Annotated in this window: 22 protein-coding genes and 4 pseudogenes; 7 read left to right on the top strand and 19 right to left on the bottom strand. The window is 63.6% G+C overall.

Annotated features, from left to right (window positions below):
* Nucleotides 1-175: 175 nt before the first annotated feature.
* The 4 genes from AC1DDA_RS25250 to AC1DDA_RS25235 form a co-directional block, all read right to left on the bottom strand.
* Entirely contained in the window at nucleotides 176-433 is a 258-nt protein-coding gene (locus AC1DDA_RS25250; protein ID WP_441514541.1) for a hypothetical protein, read from the bottom strand.
* Nucleotides 434-459: 26 nt separating this feature from the next.
* Nucleotides 460-774, bottom strand: a complete 315-nt coding sequence (locus AC1DDA_RS25245) for a hypothetical protein (RefSeq protein ID WP_441514542.1) — start codon at nucleotides 772-774, stop codon at nucleotides 460-462.
* Between the two features lie 195 nt (nucleotides 775-969).
* Entirely contained in the window at nucleotides 970-2,385 is a 1,416-nt protein-coding gene (gene chrA, locus AC1DDA_RS25240) for a chromate efflux transporter (RefSeq protein ID WP_476797828.1), read from the bottom strand.
* Nucleotides 2,386-2,400: 15 nt separating this feature from the next.
* The gene (locus AC1DDA_RS25235) at nucleotides 2,401-3,387 is read right to left on the bottom strand and encodes a chromate resistance protein ChrB domain-containing protein (protein ID WP_476797827.1); all 987 of its coding nucleotides are present in this window, start codon (nucleotides 3,385-3,387) and stop codon (nucleotides 2,401-2,403) included.
* Between the two features lie 99 nt (nucleotides 3,388-3,486).
* On the opposite strand from AC1DDA_RS25235, the gene AC1DDA_RS25230 reads away from it, so the two are divergent.
* The 4 genes and pseudogenes from AC1DDA_RS25230 (at nucleotide 3,487) to AC1DDA_RS25215 (ending at nucleotide 7,408) form a co-directional block, all read left to right on the top strand.
* A complete protein-coding gene (locus AC1DDA_RS25230; protein ID WP_476797826.1) occupies nucleotides 3,487-4,455 on the top strand; it encodes a Fe-Mn family superoxide dismutase in 969 nt (322 codons plus the stop codon).
* Complete coding sequence (locus tag AC1DDA_RS25225; protein ID WP_476797825.1) at nucleotides 4,452-4,922, top strand: chromate resistance protein ChrB domain-containing protein; 471 nt, start codon at nucleotides 4,452-4,454, stop codon at nucleotides 4,920-4,922. Before AC1DDA_RS25230 ends, AC1DDA_RS25225 begins: the two co-directional genes overlap by 4 nt.
* Nucleotides 4,923-5,380: 458 nt before the next feature.
* Nucleotides 5,381-6,270, top strand: a pseudogene (locus AC1DDA_RS25220) (DUF1259 domain-containing protein).
* 83 nt (nucleotides 6,271-6,353) lie between these two features.
* A pseudogene (locus AC1DDA_RS25215) lies at nucleotides 6,354-7,408 on the top strand (Cj0069 family protein).
* Between the two features lie 344 nt (nucleotides 7,409-7,752).
* Here AC1DDA_RS25215 and AC1DDA_RS25210 read toward each other — a convergent pair.
* The 4 genes and pseudogenes from AC1DDA_RS25210 to AC1DDA_RS25195 all read right to left on the bottom strand — a co-directional run bounded on the left by AC1DDA_RS25210 (nucleotide 7,753) and on the right by AC1DDA_RS25195 (nucleotide 11,905).
* Nucleotides 7,753-8,229: a DUF411 domain-containing protein gene (locus tag AC1DDA_RS25210; RefSeq protein WP_476797824.1), complete on the bottom strand. Its 477-nt coding sequence runs from the start codon at nucleotides 8,227-8,229 to the stop codon at nucleotides 7,753-7,755.
* A 5-nt stretch (nucleotides 8,230-8,234) separates the two neighbouring features.
* The gene (locus AC1DDA_RS25205; RefSeq protein ID WP_441514020.1) at nucleotides 8,235-8,450 is read right to left on the bottom strand and encodes a heavy-metal-associated domain-containing protein; all 216 of its coding nucleotides are present in this window, start codon (nucleotides 8,448-8,450) and stop codon (nucleotides 8,235-8,237) included.
* A 154-nt stretch (nucleotides 8,451-8,604) separates the two neighbouring features.
* Entirely contained in the window at nucleotides 8,605-9,018 is a 414-nt protein-coding gene (locus tag AC1DDA_RS25200; protein ID WP_476797823.1) for a Spy/CpxP family protein refolding chaperone, read from the bottom strand.
* A gap of 489 nt (nucleotides 9,019-9,507) precedes the next feature.
* Nucleotides 9,508-11,905, bottom strand: a pseudogene (locus AC1DDA_RS25195) (heavy metal translocating P-type ATPase).
* Between AC1DDA_RS25195 and AC1DDA_RS25190 the strand changes: the two are divergent.
* Nucleotides 11,889-12,083, top strand: a complete 195-nt coding sequence (locus AC1DDA_RS25190; RefSeq protein ID WP_441514022.1) for a hypothetical protein — start codon at nucleotides 11,889-11,891, stop codon at nucleotides 12,081-12,083. The pseudogene AC1DDA_RS25195 and the gene AC1DDA_RS25190 overlap by 17 nt on opposite strands.
* Nucleotides 12,084-12,112: 29 nt before the next feature.
* Here the strand turns inward: AC1DDA_RS25190 and AC1DDA_RS25185 are convergent, their stop codons facing one another.
* The 5 genes from AC1DDA_RS25185 to AC1DDA_RS25165 form a co-directional block, all read right to left on the bottom strand.
* Nucleotides 12,113-12,307 carry a copper-binding protein gene (locus tag AC1DDA_RS25185; RefSeq protein WP_476797839.1) on the bottom strand — a complete coding sequence of 65 codons (195 nt, stop codon included), beginning with the start codon at nucleotides 12,305-12,307 and terminating at the stop codon, nucleotides 12,113-12,115.
* A gap of 419 nt (nucleotides 12,308-12,726) precedes the next feature.
* Nucleotides 12,727-12,882, bottom strand: a complete 156-nt coding sequence (locus tag AC1DDA_RS25180) for a hypothetical protein (RefSeq protein ID WP_476797822.1) — start codon at nucleotides 12,880-12,882, stop codon at nucleotides 12,727-12,729.
* A gap of 8 nt (nucleotides 12,883-12,890) precedes the next feature.
* The gene (locus AC1DDA_RS25175) at nucleotides 12,891-14,450 is read right to left on the bottom strand and encodes a DHA2 family efflux MFS transporter permease subunit (RefSeq protein WP_476797838.1); all 1,560 of its coding nucleotides are present in this window, start codon (nucleotides 14,448-14,450) and stop codon (nucleotides 12,891-12,893) included.
* Complete coding sequence (locus tag AC1DDA_RS25170) at nucleotides 14,434-14,940, bottom strand: isoprenylcysteine carboxyl methyltransferase family protein (RefSeq protein ID WP_476797821.1); 507 nt, start codon at nucleotides 14,938-14,940, stop codon at nucleotides 14,434-14,436. The genes AC1DDA_RS25175 and AC1DDA_RS25170 overlap by 17 nt, the downstream gene beginning before the upstream one ends.
* Nucleotides 14,937-15,989: a type III polyketide synthase gene (locus AC1DDA_RS25165; protein WP_476797820.1), complete on the bottom strand. Its 1,053-nt coding sequence runs from the start codon at nucleotides 15,987-15,989 to the stop codon at nucleotides 14,937-14,939. The genes AC1DDA_RS25170 and AC1DDA_RS25165 overlap by 4 nt, the downstream gene beginning before the upstream one ends.
* Before the next feature lie 904 nt (nucleotides 15,990-16,893).
* On the opposite strand from AC1DDA_RS25165, the gene AC1DDA_RS25160 reads away from it, so the two are divergent.
* Together AC1DDA_RS25160 and AC1DDA_RS25155 are read left to right on the top strand one after the other, a co-directional pair.
* Nucleotides 16,894-17,244, top strand: a complete 351-nt coding sequence (locus AC1DDA_RS25160) for an antitoxin Xre/MbcA/ParS toxin-binding domain-containing protein (RefSeq protein ID WP_441514040.1) — start codon at nucleotides 16,894-16,896, stop codon at nucleotides 17,242-17,244.
* An 8-nt stretch (nucleotides 17,245-17,252) separates the two neighbouring features.
* Nucleotides 17,253-17,750 (top strand): RES family NAD+ phosphorylase, encoded by a 498-nt coding sequence (locus tag AC1DDA_RS25155; RefSeq protein ID WP_476781021.1) that lies wholly within the window; start codon nucleotides 17,253-17,255, stop codon nucleotides 17,748-17,750.
* A gap of 113 nt (nucleotides 17,751-17,863) precedes the next feature.
* Here AC1DDA_RS25155 and AC1DDA_RS25150 read toward each other — a convergent pair.
* From AC1DDA_RS25150 to AC1DDA_RS25125, 6 genes and pseudogenes are all read right to left on the bottom strand, one after another.
* A pseudogene (locus AC1DDA_RS25150) lies at nucleotides 17,864-18,514 on the bottom strand (IS30 family transposase); the annotation flags it as partial.
* Between the two features lie 108 nt (nucleotides 18,515-18,622).
* Complete coding sequence (melA, locus tag AC1DDA_RS25145) at nucleotides 18,623-19,921, bottom strand: alpha-glucosidase/alpha-galactosidase (RefSeq protein ID WP_441514041.1); 1,299 nt, start codon at nucleotides 19,919-19,921, stop codon at nucleotides 18,623-18,625.
* Between the two features lie 54 nt (nucleotides 19,922-19,975).
* Entirely contained in the window at nucleotides 19,976-20,821 is an 846-nt protein-coding gene (locus AC1DDA_RS25140) for a carbohydrate ABC transporter permease (protein WP_476781017.1), read from the bottom strand.
* Between the two features lie 10 nt (nucleotides 20,822-20,831).
* Nucleotides 20,832-21,776 carry a carbohydrate ABC transporter permease gene (locus tag AC1DDA_RS25135; RefSeq protein WP_476781018.1) on the bottom strand — a complete coding sequence of 315 codons (945 nt, stop codon included), beginning with the start codon at nucleotides 21,774-21,776 and terminating at the stop codon, nucleotides 20,832-20,834.
* 10 nt (nucleotides 21,777-21,786) lie between these two features.
* Entirely contained in the window at nucleotides 21,787-23,070 is a 1,284-nt protein-coding gene (locus AC1DDA_RS25130) for an ABC transporter substrate-binding protein (RefSeq protein ID WP_476797819.1), read from the bottom strand.
* A 50-nt stretch (nucleotides 23,071-23,120) separates the two neighbouring features.
* On the bottom strand, nucleotides 23,121-24,185 hold the full coding sequence (locus AC1DDA_RS25125; RefSeq protein WP_441514045.1) for a LacI family DNA-binding transcriptional regulator: 1,065 nt from the start codon (nucleotides 24,183-24,185) through the stop codon (nucleotides 23,121-23,123).
* Between the last annotated feature and the right edge of the window lie 219 nt (nucleotides 24,186-24,404).

Here is a 24,404-nt window from a genome sequence, read left to right as displayed (position 1 = left end):
TGAACCAGCGCCTCTACGGCTCGACGGCGAAATTCCGCTTGGTGAGGTCAGAGGGCGCATCGATCATTTCTCGATCGATAGCCCGCGCTAGAGGCTGTTCGTGGCGGAACTGGGCAACGACAGTATCGGCGTCGTCGATTTGCGCGAGCGAAAGCTGCTCCGCACCATTGAAGGGCTAGAGGAGCCGCAAGGCCTCGCTTATGTCGCGTCCACCGACACGCTCTATGTCGCCAATGGCGGTGACGGGTCCGTGCGTGTCTTTCGCGGCGAAGACCTGGAGCCAGTCGGCAGGATCGAGCTCGGCGCCGACGCGGATAACATCCGGATCGATCGAGAGTCCGGCCACATCCTCGTCGGATACGGCAGTGGCGCATTGGCCGTCATCGATCCCAAAACGCTCCGCAAGATCGGTGATGTTGCCCTGAAGGCGCACCCCGAGAGCTTTCAGCTAGACGAGGCTCAAGCCCACGCCTTCGTCAATGTGCCCAATACCACGAGGTCGCGGTCGTCGATCTGGCGGCAAAGCGACAGGTCAAATCGCTGCCGCTCACCGATCTGGGCGCGAACTTCCCGCTCGCCGTTGATCCGGACGCGCATCAGGTGCTCACCGTCACCCGTTCTCCGCCTCGATTGGTTGCCTTTTCGGCCCAAGACGGGAGCCGGGCGAGCGCCGTCGGCACCTGCGGGGATGCCGACGATCTGTTTGTCGATTCCAAACGCCAGCGAATTTACGTGAGCTGCGGCGAAGGCGTGGTTGATGTCTTCGAGCGCCACGATGCCGCCTACGTCCGCTTGGCGCAGGTCCCGACCCGGCCGGGCGCTCGCACGTCATTGTACGTGCCCGAACTCGACCGGTTGTTCGTGGCAATGCGGGCCGGTGGCGGCGAAGCCGCTTCCATTCGCGTCTTTCGGCCGGAACCCTAATCCGGCCGAAAGGCGTTGGCTCTTGTTTGCACCGAAAATCGAAGTTCAGATTCCACCCGTTGCAAGCCAGTACAGCACGCCGATTGCCGAACAGGCTGCAATGACTTGGATCATCCCGACCTTAAAGCGGAACACCGCGATTATCGCGGCCAGCGTCAGCACCAGCGAGGCGACGTTGACCGTGCTCAGGACCGGGACGTCGATCTCCATGCCGAACCCTTTGACCTGCCGAACCTCGGCGAACAGGACGTGCATGGCGAACCAGATTGACAGGTTCAGGATCACCCCGACGACGGCGGCTGTGATCGCCCCGAGCGCGGCGGACAGCGCCTTGTTGTTGCGCATCGTTTCCATGAACGGAGCGCCCAGGAAGATCCAGAGGAAGCAGGGCACGAAGGTTACCCAGGTCGTCAGCAGTCCGCCGAGCGTGGCCGCCAGCAGCGGGTTGAGCGAACCCGGTGCACGATAGGGGCCCATGAAGCCGACGAATTGCGTGACCATGATCAGTGGCCCGGGGGTGGTTTCGGCCATGCCGAGGCCGTCCAGCATCTCGCCCGGCTTCAGCCAGCCATAGTGCTCGACCGCCTGCTGCGCGACATAGGACAGGACCGAATAAGCCCCGCCGAAGGTCACCATCGCCATCTTGGAGAAGAAGATCGAAATCTCGGTGAACACGTCGCCGCGCCCGAGCGTGGCCAGCAGTACGATGATCGGGCCGAACCAGATCACGGCGCCGACGGTCGCGACCTTCAGTAACCAGCTCAGCGGCGGCCTGGCATGGGCCGGAATGCCCTCGCCAAGTGCGGAGTCGATATCGTCGAGCTGCTTGCCTCCGACCTTGCCGTGACCACCTCCGGTCATGAATGCCGACCAGCCCGCGCGGCCGCCGACATAGCCGATCAGGCCTGCGGAGAAGACGACGAGCGGGAACGGGGCCTGGAACACGGCCAGCGCGAGGAAGGCGGCCGCGGCAAGGCCGATCATAACCCCGTTCTTCAGCGAGCGCCGACCGATCCGGAGCACGGCTTCGAGCACGATCGCGAGGACGGCGGCCTTCAGGCCGAAGAACAGTGCCTGCACGCTGCCGACATTGCCGAAGATGGCGTAGATCCAACTCAGCGCCATGATGGCGGCGACACCGGGAAGCACGAACAGGGTTCCGGCGACGAGGCCGCCCTTGGTCTTGTGCATCAGCCAGCCGATATAGACGGCCAGTTGCTGCGCTTCCGGTCTCGGCAGCAAGGTGCAGTAGTTCAGCGCGTGCAGGAACCGCGTCTCGCCGATCCAGCGCTTCTCCTCGACGATGATGCGATGCATGACCGCGATCTGCCCGGCCGGGCCGCCGAAACTCAGCGCCGCGACCCGCGCCCAGACGCGCAGCGCTTCACCGAATGAAACACCATGATCATGTTCGATGCTCTGCTTGGCCAGGGCGGTGTCGATAGTCTCGATCTTGGTCATGGCGTTCCCCAATCGTCAGGCCCGCTTGGACTTGAAGTACTGGTAGAGATTGTCGAAGACGGCGCCGCCCTGGGCGATGCGATCTTCGTCCTGGGCATTGGCTGAGCAGACGCCTGAGATCAGGCTGGCGATGCCCGTGGTTTCCTCGCGCCCGAACTTCCCATCCTTCAGATCGATGTCGTGGACGATCTCGGAAATGGCCTGGAGAGCGGGCTCAGAAAGACCGGCGCGGGTCAGCAGGACCTCGAAGCTGCACCGATCGCCTTCATGGGTGATCTCGCCTTCGAACATGTCGAAGCGCAGTTCTCCGGCCTTGGGCGCGTAGCCCTTGCCCGGAACGAAGCGGATGACGGCATTGGGGTCGATAAAGCGGCGGATCAGCCAGCTACAAGCGATCCGGTCGACATGGATGCCCTTGCGCGTCACCCAGGCATGTCCCTTCAGATCGGCCGCGGTCTGAGCCGAGGCCTCCGGCGTTGCACTGGTCATATCGGTATCCTCCGCGAGCTTGCGCTCGATCTCGGCGACCAGGCTCTCGGCGGTGAGACGGCCCGTCGCTCCGAAAAAATCGATGGTGGCAATATCTGCGAGCCGTTTCCGCAGGCGCTTGGCCTGCGAGCTGAACTCGGCGCTTTCGTCGTCGGTACCGGTTGTCGTGAGGCGGGAGACGAGAGCTCGCGCCTCTTTGGAGATTTCCTCGTAGTCCTCGTCCCTAGCCGCATCGAACAGCGCGCGGGCCTGGCCATCCGAAAGGCCGTCGATCAGGCGCGCCTCACAGACCATAGCCTCGCCACCGCCCTCGACGATCTCCTTCAGCAGCCACTCGAAGTCCTCCTGCGTCTCGGCGTTCGCGGGCAACGCATAGACCGTGCTCTTCACCGCGACGGCACCGATCCCTTGCAGCCGGCGCCAGACTTTCACGCGGAAGTAGGCGGGCTTGCTGGGCAACTGGTGGATCAGCAGCAACCAGCGCTGGTCTGCCGAGGAGGCGTCATCGATCATATCTGCACCGTATCATCAAATAATCAGAAAGCAACACTTGTATCATTTTAGATTCGGGCGTAGCGTCCGCTTCCGTCGGGTATCCCGAAAGAGGGTGTCATGCATCGGATCATGCCTTTGCCCTTCAAGCCACCACGCCTCGAAGGGCTCTCCGAACGGCTTTTGGCGAGCCACTACGAGAACAATTACGGAGGGGCCGTACGGCGCCTCAACGCCATCGAACGCCGCCTCGACGAGCTCGACTGGAGCCAGGCGCCCGTCTTCGACATCAACGGCCTCAAGCGGGAGGAACTCATCGCCGCCAACTCGGCGATCCTCCACGAGATCTATTTCGACGGCCTCGGCGGAACCGGCGATGCCGCGGGCGACCTCGCCCTCGCGCTGGAACGCGACTTCGGCAGCGTCGCCGGCTGGCGCTCGAAATTCTCCGCCTGCGCGAAGGCGCAGGCGGGCGGGTCGGGCTGGACCCTGTTGGTCTGGTCGGAGCGCCACGGGCGCCTGATGATCCAATGGGGGCAGGATCACACGAACTGTCTCGCCGGAAGCATCCCGATCATGGCGCTCGATATGTACGAGCACGCCTATCACATCGATTTCAGAGCGAAGGCTGGCGCCTATGTCGACGCCTTCATGAAGAACATCCATTGGGAGCGCGTTGGTGCTCGCTTCCAGCGGCTTGCCATGAACCGTCGCATGATCGAGCCGAATACGCCTGCGGCGTCACCGGGCGGTATTGCCGCCGAGGACCTCTTGGCGCGCATGCAGCAAAAGGACGATTTCGTCCTTTTGGACGTCTGCCTTGCTGACGATTTGGCGAAGCGCAGTGACATGATCCCAGGAGCGCATGTGCGCCCGCCCGAGACAATTGCCGATTGGATTGGCGAGCTGCCAAAGGACAAGCCGATCGTCGTCTACTGCGTCTACGGCTTCCAGGTCAGCGGCGACGCCGTCGCTGAAATGCGTAGCCGCGGCCTCGATGCCTACTCGCTCGCGGGCGGAATTGCCGCCTGGCATGCGATCGGCGCCCCGACCGTTCCACTCACCATCGAAGGGAGGCCTACGCCATGAAATGGGTCATACGCGAACGCCCCGTCATCGATCGGATCGCCTGTCCCTGGTTGATCACCCGGTTTATCGACAAGGAACCCGAGTTCCTGTTCGTGCCGCCGGACCAGGTCCGGAAGGTGGCCGAGGAAACCGGTGCCATTCCCTATGATGTGCCCGGCGTCGAGTACACGCATGTCGGCGAGGGATGCAGCTTCGACACTTTCGTCGAGAAGCACGACCTGGCCAAGGATCCCGCCATCACCACGGTGGCCGCCATCGTCCGCGGAGCCGATACCGACAGGCACGATCTCACGCGGCAATCGGCCGGGCTGCTGGCGATCTCGATGGGGCTGCGCGATTTGTCTCCGGATGATCATGAGGTCCTGAGACGCGGCTTCATCATCTACGACGCGCTTTATGCCTGGGCATCCCGCCGCAAGGGTGAAACCCATAGCTGGCCACCGGTGATGAAGGCGACGGCTGCCTGATGATGGGCAACGTGCGTCGCGCCGTTGTGATGGCGGGTGGAGCTCTCGGCTTGGCGGTGCTCGTGGGCGTGGGCCCTGTGCAAGCGGAGACATTCCGCACGCTTCGTGGGGCGGAAATTCGAAACCGTCTCGCGAGCATGGAGTTCACCGATGAGGTTCACTGGGCACTCCTGTTCGGGCGCGACGGAACCCTCACGAACATCGCCATGGGCAAAAAGACCCTTGGGCGCTGGCGGGTGAAACAGGACCAGCTTTGCTTGGACCGCACTGCCGATGACCACCGCTGCTACGCCGTCCAAAACTCCGGAAAGACTTACCGTCTCCAGGAGCCCGACTTCGACATCTACGAGGAAGGCATCGTTCAGCGGCCGTCCGCCGGCACTGAGACCAGGCCCTGCGCCGTGAGCGCGGGCCCAGGGGCAGATCCAACGCGGGGGCGATGGAAATGGAGCATCGTGATGCGAGCATACTTTGCAATTGGAATTGGAATGGCGTTGGCGATCTCAGCGCCCGCGCATGCTGAACCGGATTGGGCCGCAGTCGGTAAGGCGCTCGGGAAGTCCGGTGCGCAGGCTCCGGGCCACATCTATCGCGTCGGGCTCCCTCGATCTGACCTGAAGGTCAGGCTGGACGGAGTGGAGCTGAAACCCGCGCTGGCGTTGGGCTCATGGTTGGCGTTCCTGCCGATGGGCGATCACGACGCCATGGTGATGGCGACCTCGTCCTGACCCAGCCGGAAGTGAACCCGGTCATGAAGAAGCTTGTCGAGGGCGGCCTCGAGGTGACGGCACTTCACAACCATCTCCTGAGGTCGGAGCCCGCGACCATGTACCTGCATGTCAGCGGCCATGGCGATGCCGTGAAGTTGGCGGGAGCGCTGCATGCTGGCTTGCAGGAAAGCGGCACGCCTCTCGGTGAGACGCCACCGGCACCCGCCGCCGCTTCCGCGATCGATCTCGACACGTCGGCCATCGACCAGGCGCTCGGATACAAGGGCAAGGTGAACGGCGGCGTCTATCAGGTCGGCGTCCCGCGTACGGAAAAGATCCGCGATGGCGGCATGGAAGTTCCGGAGGCCATGGGCTCGGCCATCGCCATCAACTTCCAGCCGACGGGGAACGGCAAGGCGGCGATCACCGGGGACTTCGTCCTGATCGCATCGGAAGTGAATCCGGTCCTTCGCACCCTTCGGGAGAATGGGATCGAGGTAACCGCGGTCCACAACCACATGCTCGAGGACACGCCACGGCTGTTCTTCATGCACTTCTGGGCGAATGACGACGCCCTGAAACTGGCCAAGGGCCTGAAGGCCGGGCTCGACAAGACTGCGAGCAGCAAGAAGTCCTAGCGCCCCGTGCGCGCCGATCGATCCCGGCCATCGATCGGCGTCTAGCTCCTCGGGGCCATCCCAATCAGCATCGAGGTGAGATGATGACTACCGCAATGCCCAAGATTGCCGTGGTTTGGCGAGGGGACAGGGAAGCGAGAACCACCGCGACGCCGCAGAACAATCGCTTCCATCTGATCTTCGAGGAGTTGAGCGCGATCGGCATCCAAGCCGAGCCCGCAGTGTATGACGAGGCCTTCTCGGGGGAAGTTCGTGATCAGCTCCTCACTGCGGACGGGGTCCTTGTCTGGGTGGATCCGCTGCATGCGGGCAAGACGCGGCATCAGCTTGATGCCTTGCTTCGAGATGTTGCGGCGAGTGGGCCGTGGGTCAGCGCCCATCCTGACACCATCCTCAAGATGGGGGTGAAGGAGATCCTGCACCGCACGAAACATCTCGGCTGGGGTACCGACAGCCACCTCTACCGGTCCGTGGCTTCCTTCCGGGAGGAGTTCCCGGAGCGATTGCGGACGGCGGGGCCGCGCGTCCTGAAGCAGAACCGCGGCAACGGCGGCCAGGGTGTGTGGAAGGTCGAGGGTCTCGGCGGATCGAATGGCGCGGAGATGGTGTGGATCCTCCACGCACAGAGAGGCAGTATGTCGGAAGAGGTCGCTCTCGCGGACTTCATGGCGAGCTGCGAAGACTACTTCGCTGGCGGGGGCTGCATTGTCGACCAGCCATTCCAGCCTCGTCTGCCCGACGGGATGATCGCTGCTACATGGGCGCGGACAAGGTCGTCGGGTTCGGCCACCAGCTCATTAAGGCACTCATTCCTCCGCCACCCCAGGGGCCGGACTCGGAGGCGGCGCAGCCCGGCCCTCGGATCATGCACGGGCCGTCGGCCGAGGCTTTTCAGAAGTTGCGGACTCTGATGGAAACGGAGTGGACGCCGCAGATGATGGACGTCCTCGGCCTCGACATCGCCTCCTTGCCGATCATCTGGGACGCCGACTTTCTCTATGGCCCGCGTACCGCCGCCGGCGACGACACCTACGTGCTCTGCGAGATCAACGTCAGCTCGGTCTTCGCCATTCCGGATGAGGCGCCGGCCGCCATTGCGGGACTTGTTGCCGCGCGATTGAGGGCCGGCCATCGGTGAGTGAGTAGATGGCGCGATGGGGCGACGCTATTGCCGAGGCGTGGATCGACGTTTCTCCGTCGGCGAAACCACCGTCCGCTGGTACGTGGAATATTGTACGGCCGACATCAGATCCACCTTTGCGGACCGGAGGACCGAGGACGAGGCAGTATCGACAGCGCTGGAGTGGGATCTGCCGTTCATTCCAGTAACTCACTGCCCCTTTTGCCGGAAGCGGTCCCGTCGCGGTGGTATCTCGATCTAGGGAACGATTTCACCGCCCAATGATGGCTTTGGCTCGTATCGATTGCAGAGGAAGCGTTGACGCGGGTCAACCCGCAACCTGAACAAGCTCGCTCCCGAGATCAGACGCGGTTCACACCGCGGTAGCGAGCGAAGGTAGTCTGGCCCGAAGGTCCGAACAGGACGACTTCGTAGCTGTCCGGCGCCTTGCCGGCCACCTCCATGCCGGGAGAGCCCATCGGCATTCCCGGAACGGCGAGGCCTCGAGCCCGAGGCATCTCGGCCAGCAGACGATTGACGGCGTCAGCGGGCACATGGCCCTCGATGACGTAACCGGCCACCTCTGCCGTGTGGCAGGAGGCAAGCTCGTCCGGCACGCCAAGGCGGAGTTTCACTTGGTCGACATTGGAGGATGTAACGACCTCCACGGGAAATCCGGCGGCCTTCATGTGCTCCACCCAGCCGCCGCAGCAGCCGCAGTTCGGATCCTTGATCACGACGACCTTCGGCAGGGCAGACGCAAAGACTTGTCCGGCCATGAGGGCCGCGCCGGAGGTTCCTAGGACAGCGAGGAAGCGGCGGCGGTTGAGCATGAGCATCTCCTTCAGGCGGCGACCGGGGTGTAGCCCGCCTTGGTGACGAGAGCCGAAATGGACGCAAGGTCGCGGCTCCCGCGGACGGATACCAGCTTGGAAGTCGGGTCGGCTTCGACTTGGGTGCCGGGCAGTCCCGTCTCGATCGCGTTCTTGATCGTGCCGGCGCAATGTCCGCAGGTCATGTCCTCGACCCGCAAGGTCAGGGCATTCGGATCACGCTCCACTGCCTGACTCGGTTGGGAGGGGTGATTGTTGCATCCGCACATGGAATTGATCTCCATTTCCTGTCGATGATGCGAGCAGGCTGCACCTTCCCATAAGGGCAAGGTCAAGCGGCGATTTCACCCCGGCGCGCCAATCACCATCCGGGATGGCGTGTCAGTGCTTGTTCGGGGTGCCATTGTCAGCGCCGTCGGATCCGTCGGGCATCATGGCGCCGCCGGAACCCATCATTCCCCGTTCCATCATGCCTTGGCTGCCCATTCGGACGAGTATCGGAAGCCGCCGCTTCTGGGCCTCGTCGAGGGTCGCGTGGAGAGGCGCAGCAGCGTCTGCGAGCTTGCGCATGGCCTCAGCTCCTTGGCTCATATGATCGGCCATGGTGCGGAGCATGCCCACCGGATCGTTTGCCGTCATCCCTTGGGTCTGGCGCATGGCCCGCATATGGCTGAGGTGAAGGGTCGCCAGGTTGCTGAGCGCAGCCTCGACAGGCGGCCATAGCTTTTCCTGGTCGGCGGACAGCTTCAGCCCGGCGTGGATTGCCGCGACGTGGGCATCGATGAAGGCGCTCATCCTCGGACGAGAATCGGCCGATCATTCCCTCGCTCATCATGCCGCCGGGCATGCCTTGACCTTGCATCATCTGACCCATTGGCATCGGCACTCCGGATTGGCCGGGCATTGCCAGAGGTTTTGCCGGAGCTGCGGGTTGGGCCTGCGCCGTGGTGGCGCCACCCGGATGATGCTGATCATGGGAAGTCGGTGCCTGGGCCAAACCGGGTCCAGCAAGGGCAATCAGAATGGTCGCGAGAACGGACGTCTTCATGGCAGGCTCTCCTTTGCGGATCAGTCCAAAAAGGGCGACGGACGGCGTCGACGCTGCTTTCGGGTTATGGGCGAACCATCGCAGCAGCCGAGCATGGTCGCCGGCGTAGACGGGGATTCTTCCCGACGCCACTTCATTGGAAGAAGCCTACCCGGTTTGGCGGACCGAAACATTGCGCCGCATCAAACTGCGGGAAGGGCCGGGTGGCTCCCGATGGGAGCGGCCCAGCCCAACGATCACAGCCGTACCGCCCGCAGGCGGATCGCATTGCCAATCACGCTGACCGAGGACAATGCCATCGCGGCCGCCGCGATGATCGGCGATAGCAGAATCCCGAAGAACGGGAAGAGCACCCCCGCCGCCACCGGCACGCCGAGCGCATTGTAGATGAAGGCGAAGAACAGGTTCTGCCGGATGTTGCGCATCACAGCCTGGGACAGCCGCCGCGCCCGCACGATTCCGGTCAGGTCGCCTTTCAGCAGGGTCACGCCCGCGCTTTCCATCGCCACATCGGTGCCGGTACCCATGGCGATGCCGACATCCGCTGCCGCCAGTGCCGGCGCGTCGTTGACGCCGTCGCCCGCCATGGCGACTACCCGGCCGTCCGCCTTGTACCGCTGGACGACGGCACTCTTCTGGTCGGGTAGAACCTCGGCCTCGACCTCGTCGATTCCGAGCCGCCTGGCGACCGCCCTCGCGGTCGTCCAGTTGTCGCCGGTGAGCATCACGACTCGGATGCCCTCCGCCCTGAGCCCGGCGAGTGCCTCGGGGGTCGAGCTTTTGACCGGATCGGCGATGGCGATGGCACCCGCCACCTTCCCGTCGATGCCGGCGAAGATCACCGTGGCGCCGTCCTCGCGCAACCTGTCCGCTTGCTCTGCCAGGGGGGCGGCGTCGATGCCATGCTCGGCCAGGAAGGCTGTGTTGCCGAGCACGACGCGCCGCCCCTCGACGGTACCCCGCGCGCCCTTTCCGGTAGGCGAGTCGAAATCGGCGACCGGTGCGGTGGCGAGGCCCCGGGCATCGGCGGCCGCGACGATGGCCACGGCCAACGGATGCTCGCTCGCCCGCTCGACGCTGGCTGACAGGCGCAGGATCTCGGTTTCAGCGAAGCCCGGCGCTGGAAGCACGGCAGTCACGGACGGCTTGCCCGCGGTGAGGGTTCCGGTCTTGTCGACCACGAGGGTGTCGACCTTCTCCATGTGTTCCAGTGCCTCGGCGTTCTTGATCAGAACGCCCGCCTGGGCGCCGCGCCCGACTCCCACCATGATCGACATCGGCGTGGCGAGACCGAGCGCGCAGGGGCAGGCGATGATGAGGACCGCGACGGCTGCAACGAGGCCGTAGGAGAGCCGCGGCTCGGGACCCCAGACGGCCCATGCGAAGAAGGCGAGCGCCGCCACACCGATCACGGCGGGCACGAAGTAACCCGAGACCTGGTCGGCCAATCGCTGGATTGGGGCGCGGCTGCGCTGGGCCTCAGCCACGAGCTGGACGATCCGCGACAGCATGGTGTCGTACCCGACCTTCTGCGCCTCGATCACGAGGCCGCCGGACTGGTTCATCGTCCCTCCGATCGCAGTCGCCCCGACTTCCTTGGTAACCGGCATCGACTCGCCCGTGACCATCGACTCGTCGACCGCGCTGTGCCCCTCGACGACGACGCCGTCGACCGGGACCTTCTCGCCCGGCCGCACCCGCAGGCGGTCGCCGACCTGCACGGTGTCGAGCTGGACTTCCTGCTCGGTGCCGTCGGACATGATCCTGCGGGCGGTCTTGGGCGCGAGGTCGAGCAGGGCGCGAATGGCCCCGCTGGTGCTCTCCCTTGCCCGCAATTCGAGCACCTGCCCGAGCAGGACGAGAACCGTGATGACGGAGGCCGCTTCGAAGTACACGGCTACCGATCCGTCATGGCCGTGGATTGCGGCCGGGAAAATCCCGGGCGCCAGCGTCGCCACCATACTGTAGACCCCAGGCCACGCCCGTACCCATGGCGATGAGCGTGAACATGTTGAGGTTGCGCGAAACCAGCGATTGCCCGCCGCGCACGAAGAACGGCCAGCCAGCCCACAGCACGACCGGCGTCGCGAGCAGCATCTGGATCCAGTTCGAGGTCTGCTGGCCGATGTAGTGGCCCAGGCCCGTCAGGTGCCCACCCATTTCCAACGCGACCACGGGCAGGGAGAGCGCCAGTCCGATCCAGAACCGGCGCGTCATGTCGATCAGTTCGTGGCTGGGGCCGGTTTCCGCCGTCGCGAGCACGGGTTCGAGCGCCATCCCGCAGATCGGGCAGGAACCGGGTCCCACCTGCCTGATCTGGGGGTGCATCGGGCAGGTATAGATCGTGCCTTCCGGCGGGGAGGCCGCCTTCCGGGCCGCCGCCCGCTCGACGTAGTAGGCTGGCTCGGCCATGAATTTTGACTGGCAGCCGGAGGAGCAAAAGTAATACGGCTTGCCCTCGTACTGCGCCCGATGCGCGGTTGCGTGCGGGTCGACCGTCATGCCGCAGACCGGATCCTTTACCTTGCCGGCCTCCTCGGCGTGTTCATGATGATCTCCCCCATGGGCGCCATGGTCGTGATGATGGCCATGGCCCTTGCTGGTCGGGGTGTCGGTCATGACGATTCTCCGCATACGCATCGATGAGCTGCGGCAAGACTGGGGCTTCCCATCATGGGAAGGTCAAGCGTTTGCGCTGGAGCCTCTATCCTTCGATGCGATCGAGGCGGCGTTCGATCTTGATGGACCATCCAAACGCTTGTTCTTCCCCAGCGTTCCGAGTGGCCGACCCGGTGCAAACAGTCAGGAATGATATTTACCATCCGGATCGGCCGGGAAGGGCTACTTCGCTTTCTGAAGCTTGGTCACCGTGATCTGCCCGTTGACGCGGTCGGCGTCGAATTTGATCTTGTCGCCGGCCTTCAGCCCTTTGAGCATGGCGGGATCGCCCGCTCGGAACACCATGGTCATCGCGTCCATGTCGAGGAGGCGTGCCCTGGTGAGGTTCACCTTTGGGGCAGTCGCGGGCCGCCACAGCGTCGCCGAGGATGGCCCGGCGCGCGTCCGGACTGTGAGTAGCAAGTCAGATCTGCTGCTGCGACGAAGCCATTGCTTGCTGTTATCGGAGGCGACTCAATTCGCCCGTGACAGGTTGATGGATGCTTCAAGCAGGGAGCCCCGAGCAATTTTTTATCGTGGCGAGGACATCCAAACCGCCATACGACTGCCTTCTCCCGGGCCTGACTTCCTCTCCGGTCCCTAAGCGCACTCCTGGCGTTAGCGATGAGCAACGGCGGCAAGGTCCGCTCCCTCAACTTGATCAGTAGGTAAGGTCAGCCAATGCAACGAGACGTTGGCCGAATGCCAGCGGAACGGACGGCTCGGCGCTTCCCCGGTCGCAAGTCGATTATCCGAGCCGGGATTTCCCGCGCTCGGACACGCTCTCAAGTTTGTGCTCATCGCGCCAGCCGGCCCTGGAACTCGATGTCGATCTGGTCGTCGACGATGTTGACGTCACGACCGATATCGTAGGCAGGGCGTAGGAAGCTGCCGCTGGCGCGGAAGGGCAAATGCGTCGCCGCGCCGGGCTTTTCCGACATATAGCTCGGCACCAAGCCCCTCAGACGCGAAGCTGATCGCCGATGGGCACCTTCCTGGCGAAGGGAACAAATGCCAATGCTGCGATTGTGAGGACAGCAACCAGTCCCCAGGCCTCGTTGATCGACAGGACCAGAGCTGCCTTCTCGACCAGTGGCTGAAGCAGCGCCTGCGCCTGCGCGTCGAGCGGCCCGGGCGGGCGCATTGCCATGAGTCCCACAGGCACGCCGATGAACTTCGCCGTCTCGACATCACCTCTTTGCAGCCGCTCCATGATCGCCGTGCCGTGCAAAGGCGAGCGGCTGTAGATGACGGTGTCGATCAGGGCGAGACCGATCGCGCCGCCAAGGTTTCGCATCAGGTTGAACAGGCCGCTGGCGTCTGGAACGCGCATCGGGGGAAGCTGTCCCAATGCAAGGCGCGTTGGTGGTAGAAGGCAAAACATGATTGACAGGCCACGGACGACCTGCGGCCAGAACATCGCGTCGTAGTCGGTCTGCGGGGTCTGAAGTGCACTCAGTCCCAAGCCGATGGCGAAGAGGGCGAAGCCGATGCCGGTCAACAAGCGGACTTCGACACGACGCTCCAGAGCGACGGCAACCGGCGCGATGGCAAGTTGGGCGACGCCGGTCACCAGCATGATCTTGCCGATCTCAAGGGCGTTGTGATCGCGCACGAAGGCCAGGAAGATCGGCATCAAATAGACCGATCCAAACAGCCCGATGCCGAGAACAAAGCTTAGGATGCTGCCGATCATGAAATTCCGGTCGGCAAACCTTCTGAGATCAACGATCGGATTGTCGGCTTGCAACGTCCGCTTGATGAAGCAGAAACCACTTGCCAGGCTTAGTGCCATGAGCCCCAGGATCAGGCCCGAAATCCATCCACGCTGAGGCGCCTCCTTCACTGCGATCTCGATCGCGGCCAGCGCGATCGCCATCATCACCAGAGACAGGGCATCGAGCTTGCGCGCTTCGGTGAAGTTCGGCTTGTCACGTGGCAGGAGGAAACCAGCAAGTCCTGCTGAGAGGATACCGGGAATGACGTTGATCAAGAACAGCCAATGCCAGGAATAGGTCTGCGTGATCCAACCGCCGACGATCGGCCCGACCGTAGGCGCCAGCACGGCAAAGACGCCAGCCAACGTCGTCGCGATGGGCTGCCTGCTCGGGGGAAAGAGCAAAAAAACAGCCGAAAAAACCGCGGGAATCAGAGTACCACCTGAAAACCCCTGGAGGACGCGCCAAGCGATCAGGGCTGGGAACGACTGACTCGCCGCACAGCCGATGGAAGCTACGGTAAAGATGGCGAGCGCCACGACGAACAGCCAGCGCATCGAGAGAAAGCGCGTCAGGAAACCGGTCAGCGGAATCGCGATGACCTCGGCGATCAAATAGGCGGTCTGGACCCAACTCATCTGGTCGGGCGGAAGGTCCAGTGCGCTCTGGATCGTCGGCAGGGACGTCACGACAACCTGCACGTCGAGGATCGCCATGAACATGCCGATGCACATGGCGGCAAAGCCGATCCATGTCGCCACGCTGACGCGCCTTTCGCCCATCACATCATCCCGGGGCGGCATGACGAACCTCTTCAAGTGCCGTATTCTCCGCGCGAATGCGGATCGTCAGGACGAGGCCGTTGGCGATCGAAAAGACAAGGGCGAACCATGGCAGGCCAAGGCACAGCGGCAAGACAGCGATCTCGCCAATGACGACGATGTAGTTCGGGTGCGACACGAACCGGTAAGGGCCCCGCGCCACGAGCCTTTCGCGGGGTGTTACGATGATGCGAGTCGTCCAACGACCGCCCAGCGTCGCCAGAACCCAAAAGCGCAGCCCTTGAAGCAGGTAGAAAACCGCGAGCCAGCCGAAATGGAGCGCGTGTGCCCAACCAAGCCCCCAGAGCCCGATCAGCCAGGTTGCGTGCAGCAGGACTATCAGCGGATAGTGGCCGGCAGCCTTCTCCACGGCGCCCTTGGCGAGCAAGGCAGACGTGTTTCTCTTCGCGAGCCAGAGTTCTCCGATCCGCTCGGCAGTCACCAGGGCCAGCAAGACGATGGCCGGTGTCATGTCCCTTGCCGCAGCGAGGCGCAGCTCACGGTGAAGCCCGGCCCCATCGCCGTCAGAAGCGTGCGCGAGGGCAGGCCTGCCGCGATCGCACGCTGGAGGACGAAGAGGGCGGTCGGAGCCGACATGTTGCCATAGTCGGAAAGGACGGCACGTTCGTGGTCGAGCGCTCCTTGCCCGAGTGACAACGCGATCTCCAGGGCCTCGATCACCTTCTTCCCGCCGGGATGACAGGCAAATAGATCGACGTCGGAAAGCGATAGCCTTTCACGCTTCAGCATGCCTGTGATGGCCGGGTTGAGCCGCTCCTCCACGAAGGGCGGGATCGCCCGGTCGAAGATCACGCCGAAGCCCTCGGGATCGACAGTCCATCCCATGATATCCAGCGTATCGGGCCACATGTGCTGCCCGGTCATCTCGACCGCGGCGATACCATCCGGTCCTGCCTTCAGGATGCAGGCTGCGGCGCCGTCGCCGAACAAGGCGGTCGCAACAATGTTGGCCTTCGTCAAAACATCAAGTCGGAAAGCCAGCGAGCAGATCTCGACAGCCACGAGGAGGATTGTCGAACCCGGGCGGGACGCGGCCAATCGAGACGCGATCGAGAAACCCGATACGCCGCCGGCACATCCCAGGCCAAACACCGGCACACGTTCGACGTCGCTTCGGAATCCAAGTCTCTCGGCGACACGGGCATCGAGGCTGGGGGTCGCTATGCCCGTCGATGAGACCGTCACGATCGTATCGATCTCGGATGCCTGAAGGCTGGCGACGCCCAGCGCCTTTGTCGTTGCCTCCACGAACAGGTCGCAAGCGCCAGCAATATAGGCGGCGCTGCGCTCGGGCCATCCTAATGGCTGCAAATACCACTCAATCGGCCGGACTGCATATCGGCGGCTGATGCCCGAACTTTCGAAAACGGCCGCAAGGCGCTCGAAATCGGGATAGCGGTCAGCAAAATTCCGATGGGCGGCGGCTGCAACATCGCATTGGCTCAATTCCTGGGGCGGGACAGCCGTCGCGATGGAAACGAGCTTGACCGGGTGAGCCATAGCCACTTCCTGCCATGGCGCGCGGTACCGCCCGATGCGGGCGGACCTGCAACACCATCCCAACTACGTGTCAGTGAGCCCATAAGTTCCTGGACAGGCTGCGTGATTACGGCGCGTGCCCGCGGACTGCTGGCTCGGTCTCGTGCTCACATTCTTCGCCGCCCTATTCTCAGCGTGATGGACCGACGTTGCGACGGCTGCCACGGTCGCGGGAACCTGGGCCTGGCCCTTGCTCCTGGTTACCTGGCTGCTGCTTGGCACCGGATATTCGGGGGTACAGACCCCAACCGGCAGATTGCTGCGGCGTTCCGCCCAGGCTGCCGACAGAACCGCCGTATTCGCGGCGCAGTTCGCGCTCTCATATGCCTGCTGGCTCTTAACCTACCCGCTTGCAGGCTGGCTCGGGGCGACGCTTCCGCTCTCGGTGCGTTGGTCTTCGCTGTGCTAACCTTCGCTGCGCTCGCCACGGCCACTCAGGTCTGGCGGGCGGAGGACGCCGAGAGCCCGGCGCACAGCCATGAAGACCTGCCTCCCGAACATCCGCACCTGGCCGAAGCCAACGGTCAGCCGCTTGATCGCCTTCCTCAAGAAGCCGGTCATCGCTGCCAAAAAGAAAGCCTGCCGCGAGTGCGGTGCGTTGATGCGCCAATAAGGCAAACTATGGTTCCACTCACAACGAGCCCGCCGCTGGTCAGCGGCGGGCTCTTTCTTGGGTGAGGCAGACAAGTACCAATGCGCTGTAGTGTCAAACTCAGCGTCTCTTGAGTCGAGTGAGGCGACGGCTCGGACCGCGTGACCAGATCGCTAAGCACTTCGCGTATGCCTGCTCGTTCAGCCCCTTGCAATGCGCTCATACTGACGCGATATAGCGTCAGTATGAGTGGCGGGCTCGAGGGAGGATATCATGGGTCTCGCGCAATATGCTGATGACGGCATCTTCGCTCCTCGCAAAATCGCGGACGCTTTCCGCACCACCAGCGAAGAGGTCGCCCGGACGGCTGGCCTCGGCAAGGACGCCGTCCAGCGGCGGGATCGGGTTCAGTCGGAGCGGACGCAGCGCCGACTGCGGGAGATGGTCGAGGTAATCAACAAAGTTGAATCGCGCTTCGGATCAGCGCTGATTGCTTATGCTTGGTATCGGTCGGAGCCGCTACCCGGCTTTTCCGGCCAAACTGCTATGCAGCTTGTACGCGCGGGCCGTGCCGAAGATGTGCTCGACTACGTAGACGCAGTTGATGCCGGCGTTCATGCCTGACCATGGCGATCAGCTACCAAGGGAAGCTTTATCGCGCGCTCAATCCGGTTTTTGCCCGCGAGCCGCTCTCAGGGCGCGGAGCTGAGCTGTATGGAGGGCGGTTCAATGCGAAGGGCATGCCGGCGCTTTACACCTCCCTGACTGTCCTGACAGCGCTGCGCGAGGCGAACCAAGTCGGCAACCTCCAGCCGACCACGCTCGTCTCTTATGAAGCGGAGATCGAGCAGATCTTCGACACGCGCGACGTCGACGCAATTGCTGCAGAGGGCATGGACACGGATTTGCTCATGGCGCCAACTTGGCGCGACGAGATGAAGGCGAATGGCGTATCCCAAACGCAATCCTTCGCCCGGCGATTAATGGGAAGCGGTTATCACGGCCTTTTGGTCCGCAGCTTCGCTCCGGGAGCAGGATTGGGTGATCTAAACCTGGTACTCTGGACTTGGAGTGATGCTCCGCCTGCCCGCCTGATCCTGATCGACGACGAGGGGAGGCTGTCGATATAAGTCGAACAATTGCAAGTGTGAGTTCTCGCTGAAGCGCGACTTGCGGCCGTGTGATCCGATCCAACCGACCGCATCTGGGCCCGGAAGACCTCGGCCGGTGTCCTGTAGCCCATTCATTTTCGCGGCGTGGTGTTCAAGCGCTCGCAAATGTCCTTGAGCTCTTGGTCGGCGAGGGAGAGGGGATCGACGTCGCGCGAGAGCCATTTCCTGGCCCGGCCGTTCGTGTTCTCGACGGGACCCTTCTGCCAGGGCGATTGCGGGTCGCAGAACCAGGTCTGAGACCCGATCCCGGCCTGGAGATAGGGCCAGTCGGTGAACTCGGTGCCGTGGTCGAAAGTGATCGAGCGGCGGCGCGATGGGGCAGGGCCTGCAGCACGCCGACGAGCCGCTCTATGATCGGCCGCGATTGCCGATCATTGTTGCGCAAGAGGACGGCGACGCGGCTGACCACCTCGACCAGCGATGTCACATTGGCCTTGCCGAACTTCTGACGGAACTGGATGAGATCGCATTCCCAGTGCCCGAACTGCTTGCGGTCGGCGACGACGTCCGGGCGGCGCAGGATGTTCAGTTCCGGGCTGAAGCGCTGGCCATGCCGGCGCCTGGCGCGGGCGGCGGCGCGCGCGGTGTTCCGGCAGATGCCGCCAGAGCTTGAGGGCCTGACCATCGGCCGAATAGGCGAACTTGTAGATCGTCTCGTGGCTGACCGAGATTGGAGGGCGCTCGAGCCGCATCCGGCCGGCGATCTGCTGTGGCGACCAGCCGTGCTGGATCCGTTCGATCACCGATTGGCCCAAGCGATCAGCCCGCCTTGAAGAGGCTCTTGCCCTGGCGCGCGCTTGGCGTCGGTCCGCTCCGGAAGAGCCGCGCCATCAGGCGGCGTTTCTCCATCTGGGCATGGCGTCGCCGTGAGCAGCCAGGAGTTCGTCGACCATCGCGCGCGTCTCCTTCAGCGACAGGACGCTCGCCGCATGTCGATCGAGAGCGGCGGCGCGGTGTACCCGTTCGCGGTCGCCCTCGAGCGCTGCGCGCACAGTCAGATCCTGAACGAAGACATGCGGGGCGCAATGGGCCGCCAGTTCGGGCGGAAGCGCTCCGGCGTGGCAGGGACGCAGGCCGTTCCGATCGACGATGATCGGCACCTCGACGCAGCAGCCTTCCGGCAAATTGTCGATCAGGTGCTTATTCTCGACATTCCCGTAGATCACGGTCGGCTCGCCGGTGACCATGGCCCGGATGATCAGCGATCCGTATTCGTCGCTGCGCTCCAGCGGGAAGGTCTCGTCGGCCAGAAGCTTGCGACGCGTCTCGGAATAGCGATCGAGATTGCGCAGGCTCCTGCGGACATATTCATCGACCGGCACGTCGTATTCGGCAATCTGGTCGTCGCGACGCAGGAAGTACGGCGTGTACTCGGCATTGTGCTCGCTCGACTCGCTGACGAACCAGCCGAGCGTACGCATCAGCTCGAAGCGAACCTTGTCCTTGGCGTAGATGTTCGGGTCCGCCATCGCCTGCCGCAGGGCTGGGTAGGCATCCCGGCCGTCGATTTGGAGCTTGAGGAACCAGGTCATGTGGTTGATGCCGGCGCAATCATAGCTCAGCTGCGGAAGCTCGACCCCGAGATAGGATGCGAGATCACGCGCCGTGTGCTGGACGTTGTGGCACAGCCCGACGACGCACTGTTCGGGGAAGGCGCGGTAGACCGCCCAGGTCAGGATGCTCATCGGATTGGTGTAGTTCAGCAGCACAGCATCCGGGCAGAGTTCGCGCATCTCCCCGACGAGATCGAGCATGAACGGGATCGTGCGCAATCCGCGGAAGATGCCGCCTATGCCGACGGTGTCGGCGATGGTCTGCTTTAGCCCGTATTTCCGCGGGATGTCGAAGTCGATCATGGTCGCTTCGTGCATGCCGATCTGGACCATGTTGATGACGAAGTCGCAGCCCGCGAGCGCACGCTTGCGGTCGAGATGCTCTTCGATGACGGCATCGGCGCCGAACTGCCTGGCGGTCCAGCGCGCCATCATGCCGCCGGTCTCGAGGCGCTCGGGATCGATGTCGTGCAGTGAGATCACGACGCGCCCGAGCTCGGTGAAGTTCAGGATGTCGGTCAGCAGGTTCTTGACGAAAACGGCGCTGCCCGCACCGATCATGGCAATCTTGACCACCGGACTTTCCTTTTCGACACGTCGGTTTGACTGCGCCCGCCGGCGGCGGACGGTTCACTTGAGCCCGGAGCCGGAAATGCCCTGGACGAAATAGCGCTGGAAGAACATGAAGATGATCAGCATCGGCACCAGCGAAAGCAGCGCGATGGCCATGATCATGGTCCATTCGGTATTGAACTGGCCGCGCAGCAGGTTCAGCCCGAGCTGGACGGTGTACATGTCCTGCTTGATCAGCACGATCAGCGGCAGTGCGAAGTCGTTCCAGCGCCACATGAAGGTGAAGATCACGAGCACCGCGATGATCGGCTTCGAGAGCGGCACGACGATCTTGAAGAAGATCGTCAGTTCGCTTGCGCCGTCGATCCGCGCGGCCTCGATGAGCTCGTCGGGGATCGAGACCATGAACTGGCGCACCATGAAAATGCCGAAGGCCTCTGCCGCGCGCGGCAGGATGACGCCCCAATAATCGCTGAGCAGACCGAATTCGGAGACCACCAGGAAGAGCGGCACGATGATGACCTGGAACGGGATCATCAGCGCGGAGAGCACCGCCAGGAACATGATGTCGCGGCCGACGAAGCGAAATTTCGCGAAGGCATAGCCGCAGAGGAGGTTGATGATCACGGTGATCACCACGGCGATCACCGTGATCACCAGCGAGTTCATCGCCCAATGAAGGAAGGGCACGCGCTCGATCGCCTCGGCGAAGTTGCTCCAGACGAAGCGCGAGGGCACCAGGCCGGCGGCGCCACTGAAGACCTCGTCCTTCGGCCGCACGGCGGTGGCGAACATCCAGTAGACCGGAAAGGCCATGACGCCGGCGCCGGCGACCAGGAGCAGCCAGATGCCCGTGGCCTCGAGGCGCCGGGGCAGGGCGCGCGGGTTCGTTCCTGCGATCATGCCCGGGCCCTCATGCGACATCTTCGACCCGCCGGTTCACCCGCCATTGCAGCAGGGTGAAAAGCAGGATCACGACGAAAAGGACCACGCCCATCGCGCTGGCATAGCCCATCTCGGAACTGACGAACGCGGCCTGATAGATGTACTGGACGATCATCGTCGTCGAAAAGCCGGGGCCGCCGCCGGTCATGACGTAGATCAGGTCGAAGACCTGGAAGGAGTGGATGACGCCCAGGATCAGCAGGAGGAAGGTGGCCGGGCGCAGCAGCGGCCAGGTCACGAAGCGGAACTGCTGCCACCGGCTGGCGCCATCCATCCGCGCCGCATCGTAATAGGTCGGTGAGATCGACTGGAGCGCCGCCAGGTAGACCAGCATGCAGAAGCCGATCCGGGTCCAGAGCGTGGTGACGATCAGGGAAAACAGCGCCCAGCGGGGCGATGACAGCCAGGCCACCGGCCTCAGACCGACATGCTGCAGCAGCATGTTGATTACGCCGTAATTGTCGTTGAAGAGCCAGGCGGCGATGACCGCCGTCGCGACATTGGAGATCACGACGGGCAGAAAGAAGATGCTGCGCAGGATCGTGCGGCCGAGGAGGTCGCGATTGAGCGCGACGGCGAGCAAAAGGCCGATGGCGAGGCTCATCGGCACCGTCGCGATCGAATAGACCACGGTGTTCTGCAGCGACTGCCAGAACAGCGCGTCATTGGCCAGGCGCCCGTAGTTCTCGAGCCCGACGTAGCGCGGCGTGTCGATCAGGCTCCATTCCCGCAGGCTGATGTAGAAGGCGTAGAGCAGCGGGAAGAAGACGAAGACCGAAAACAGCGCCATGTTCGGGGCGATGAACATGTACGGCGTCAGCTGGCTCCGCTTGGCCTGGAGCCAGTAGCGCAGGGGCGCGGCCGTCGCGGGCTGGGCTCGGTCCAGTCCGTTCAGCCTTTCCGCGACAGCCATCCTCCTGCCCTCAGACGAGTAGCGCCGAACGGACATGCCGCTCGATATTCGCGACCGTCGCGGCCGGGTCCTGGCCGGAGGTGAAGGCGAGTTCCAGCTCATCCGCCAGCCTGGCATTGAACCTGTCCCAGCTCGGCATAACGATGGTGCTGACGAGGTGTTCGGGCACGGTTGCCGACTGCTCGAGAAAGACCTTCATCTCCTCGTTGCGCAGGTCGTAGTTCAAGCCCTTGTCCTTCAGCGATTTGCGCACCGGCAGGAACTGGGCCTTCGTTACGAAGCTGCGCATCGCCTCTTCCTCGACCATGAACTTGACGAAGTCGGCCGCCGTATCGGCGCTCTTGGAGTCGCGGGAAACCGCGAGAGCGTTCCCGCCGAGATCGGCCGCCATGGCGACGTCGCGCGGCAGATAGGTGACGCCCCATTTGAACTTGGCCTGGTCTTGGATGAACGGAATCTGCCAGTCGCCATGCAGCAGCATGCCGATCTTCCCGGTGGCGAACAGATTCTGGACCGGCTCGGAGCTCTTCAGCGAGGTGTTGGGCGGCACCAGGGCCTCCTTGAACCAGCTCTGGGTCCAGGCGACGGTCTCGGTCGCTTCCTTGGTGTTGATCTGCGGAGCTTTGAGATCGGAGTCGAGTAGCTGGCCGCCATGCTGGTAGAGATACATCAGCCAGCGATAGGCGTTGGAGTTCTGCCAGTTCATGGCGAAGGCGTAGTTCAGCCCGGCCTTTTCCTTGATCAGCTTGGCGGCGGCGATGAATTGCTGCCAGGTCATCGCCCTGTCGAGGCTCTTCGGCGCGTCGATCCCGAGCTTCTCGAAGATCTCGGCGTTGTAGAACAGCGCGAAGGTATCGGTGTGATGCGGCAGTGCGTGAGGCTTTCCCTTGAAAGTCGAGGCGCGCCAGACCGAGGCGAGGAAATCCTGCCCGTACCCGGCATCGAGATATTGCGAGAGGTCGGTGGCAGCGCCGCTCTGCGCGTAGCGGCCGATCCGCTGATACTGCGCGCGGAAGATGTCGGGCGCCTGTTTGCCGGCGAAGCGGGTGTCGAGTTGCTGGTAGTATTGCCCGCTCGGCACGACCTCCAGCTTGATCGAGACATTGGGCTTCCGCGCCTTGTATTGCTCGATCAGCGCGTTGAACGCTGCGATTTCCGCATTCGAGCCCCAGGACGTCATGGTCAGGTTGACGGCACTCTGGGCGCTGGCTGCGCCCCAATACATGCCTGTGCTCGCGCCGGCCGCTGCTCCGAGGCCGGACAAGACGAAGTCACGTCTATTGATGCTTTTCATTGTCTTCTACCCTCCCTTGATTTTGTCGTGCACGGCTTCTGCGCGCGCTTTCAGGCACTCTCCTGGCGAAGCCCTCCATTCAGCATTCGGCCGCATGATTCCCGGACCAGGAGGCGCACCGGCAGGATCTGCTCGCGCGCAGCCTCCATGCGGCCTTCCAGGCGCTCGATCACCGCCTCGACCGACAGCCGGCCGATATCGGCGCGGGAATAGTCGACCGTCGTCAGCTCCGGCGTGACGAAGCCGCCCAGCCCGATGCCGTCGAAGCCGACGATCGCCATCTCCTCCGGGACGCGTATTCCGCGCTTGCGCAAAGCGTGCAGCGCGCCGATCGCCATCTGATCGCTGTAGACGAAGACGCCGGTGGGGGGGCTGCGCAGGGCCAGCAGCTCCTCCATTCCCGCGAAACCTCCGGCCAGGCTGGGCTCGGCCATGACCATGAGCTCCGGATCGACGGGCAGCCCGGCTTCGGCGAGCGCCCGCGCATAGCCGTCCGAGCGCTCCTTGCGTTTCAGCAGGCGCTGCGAGGCGCTCCCGATATGGCCGATCCGGCGATGGCCGAGCGCGATCAGATGGCGCGTCGCAACATGCCCTCCCATCTCCAGATCGACGCGCACGGCCTGAATGGCAGCATCAGGGCTGTGGTGCTGCATCACCACGATCGGCATGCCGATATCGGCAAGCCGCTTCAGATCGGCGGCGAGGTCGGCAGGCGGCGCGGCGACGATGACGCCGTCGGCGATGCCGCCCGACAGCAGGGAATAGGCGCGGCGCTGCACCTCGTCGAACTTGGCCGACATGATGTTCAGCGAGTAGCCGCGCTCCAGCGCTGCGGCATGGGCCGCGCCGATGATTTCGGCGTTGTAGAAGCTGTCGAGCGTGTAGAGCAGCAGCGCGATGACGTTCGTGCGCCAGCGCCGCAACGAGCGCGCCGCGTGGCTCGGCTGATAGCCGAGGCTGGTCGCGACATCGATGACGCGGGATCGCGTCTCGGGCGAGATGCCGATCTCGCCGCTGCGGTTGTTGAGAACGAGAGAAACCGTCGTCCGCGATACGCCGGCAAGCTTGGCGACTTCCGCGCTCGTCGTCCTCGCTCTGTCTCGCCGCGTCGCCACTCTGCGTCTTCACTCCCGCGAGTTTTTCTCTAAAATCGGAATCTAACACGAGTTAGTGAGAGGTTATTCGTGTTTCTGCCGGTGTCAATACGGCTCGTCGATCGTGCGCCGCCTGTGCGTTTGCGGTTGCGGTCACAGCCCGAAGCTCCCAGTGTCGCGCGCCTCATTCGGCATCCTCGGCAAGTGGGGGTGCCGGCGGCTGCCAAGGCCGGGCTGCCC

This window comes from Allobosea sp. 10N428, from assembly GCF_056394545.1.
The sequence above is the reverse complement of the archived record's forward strand: the minus strand, read 5'-3'. Positions and strand labels throughout refer to the sequence as shown.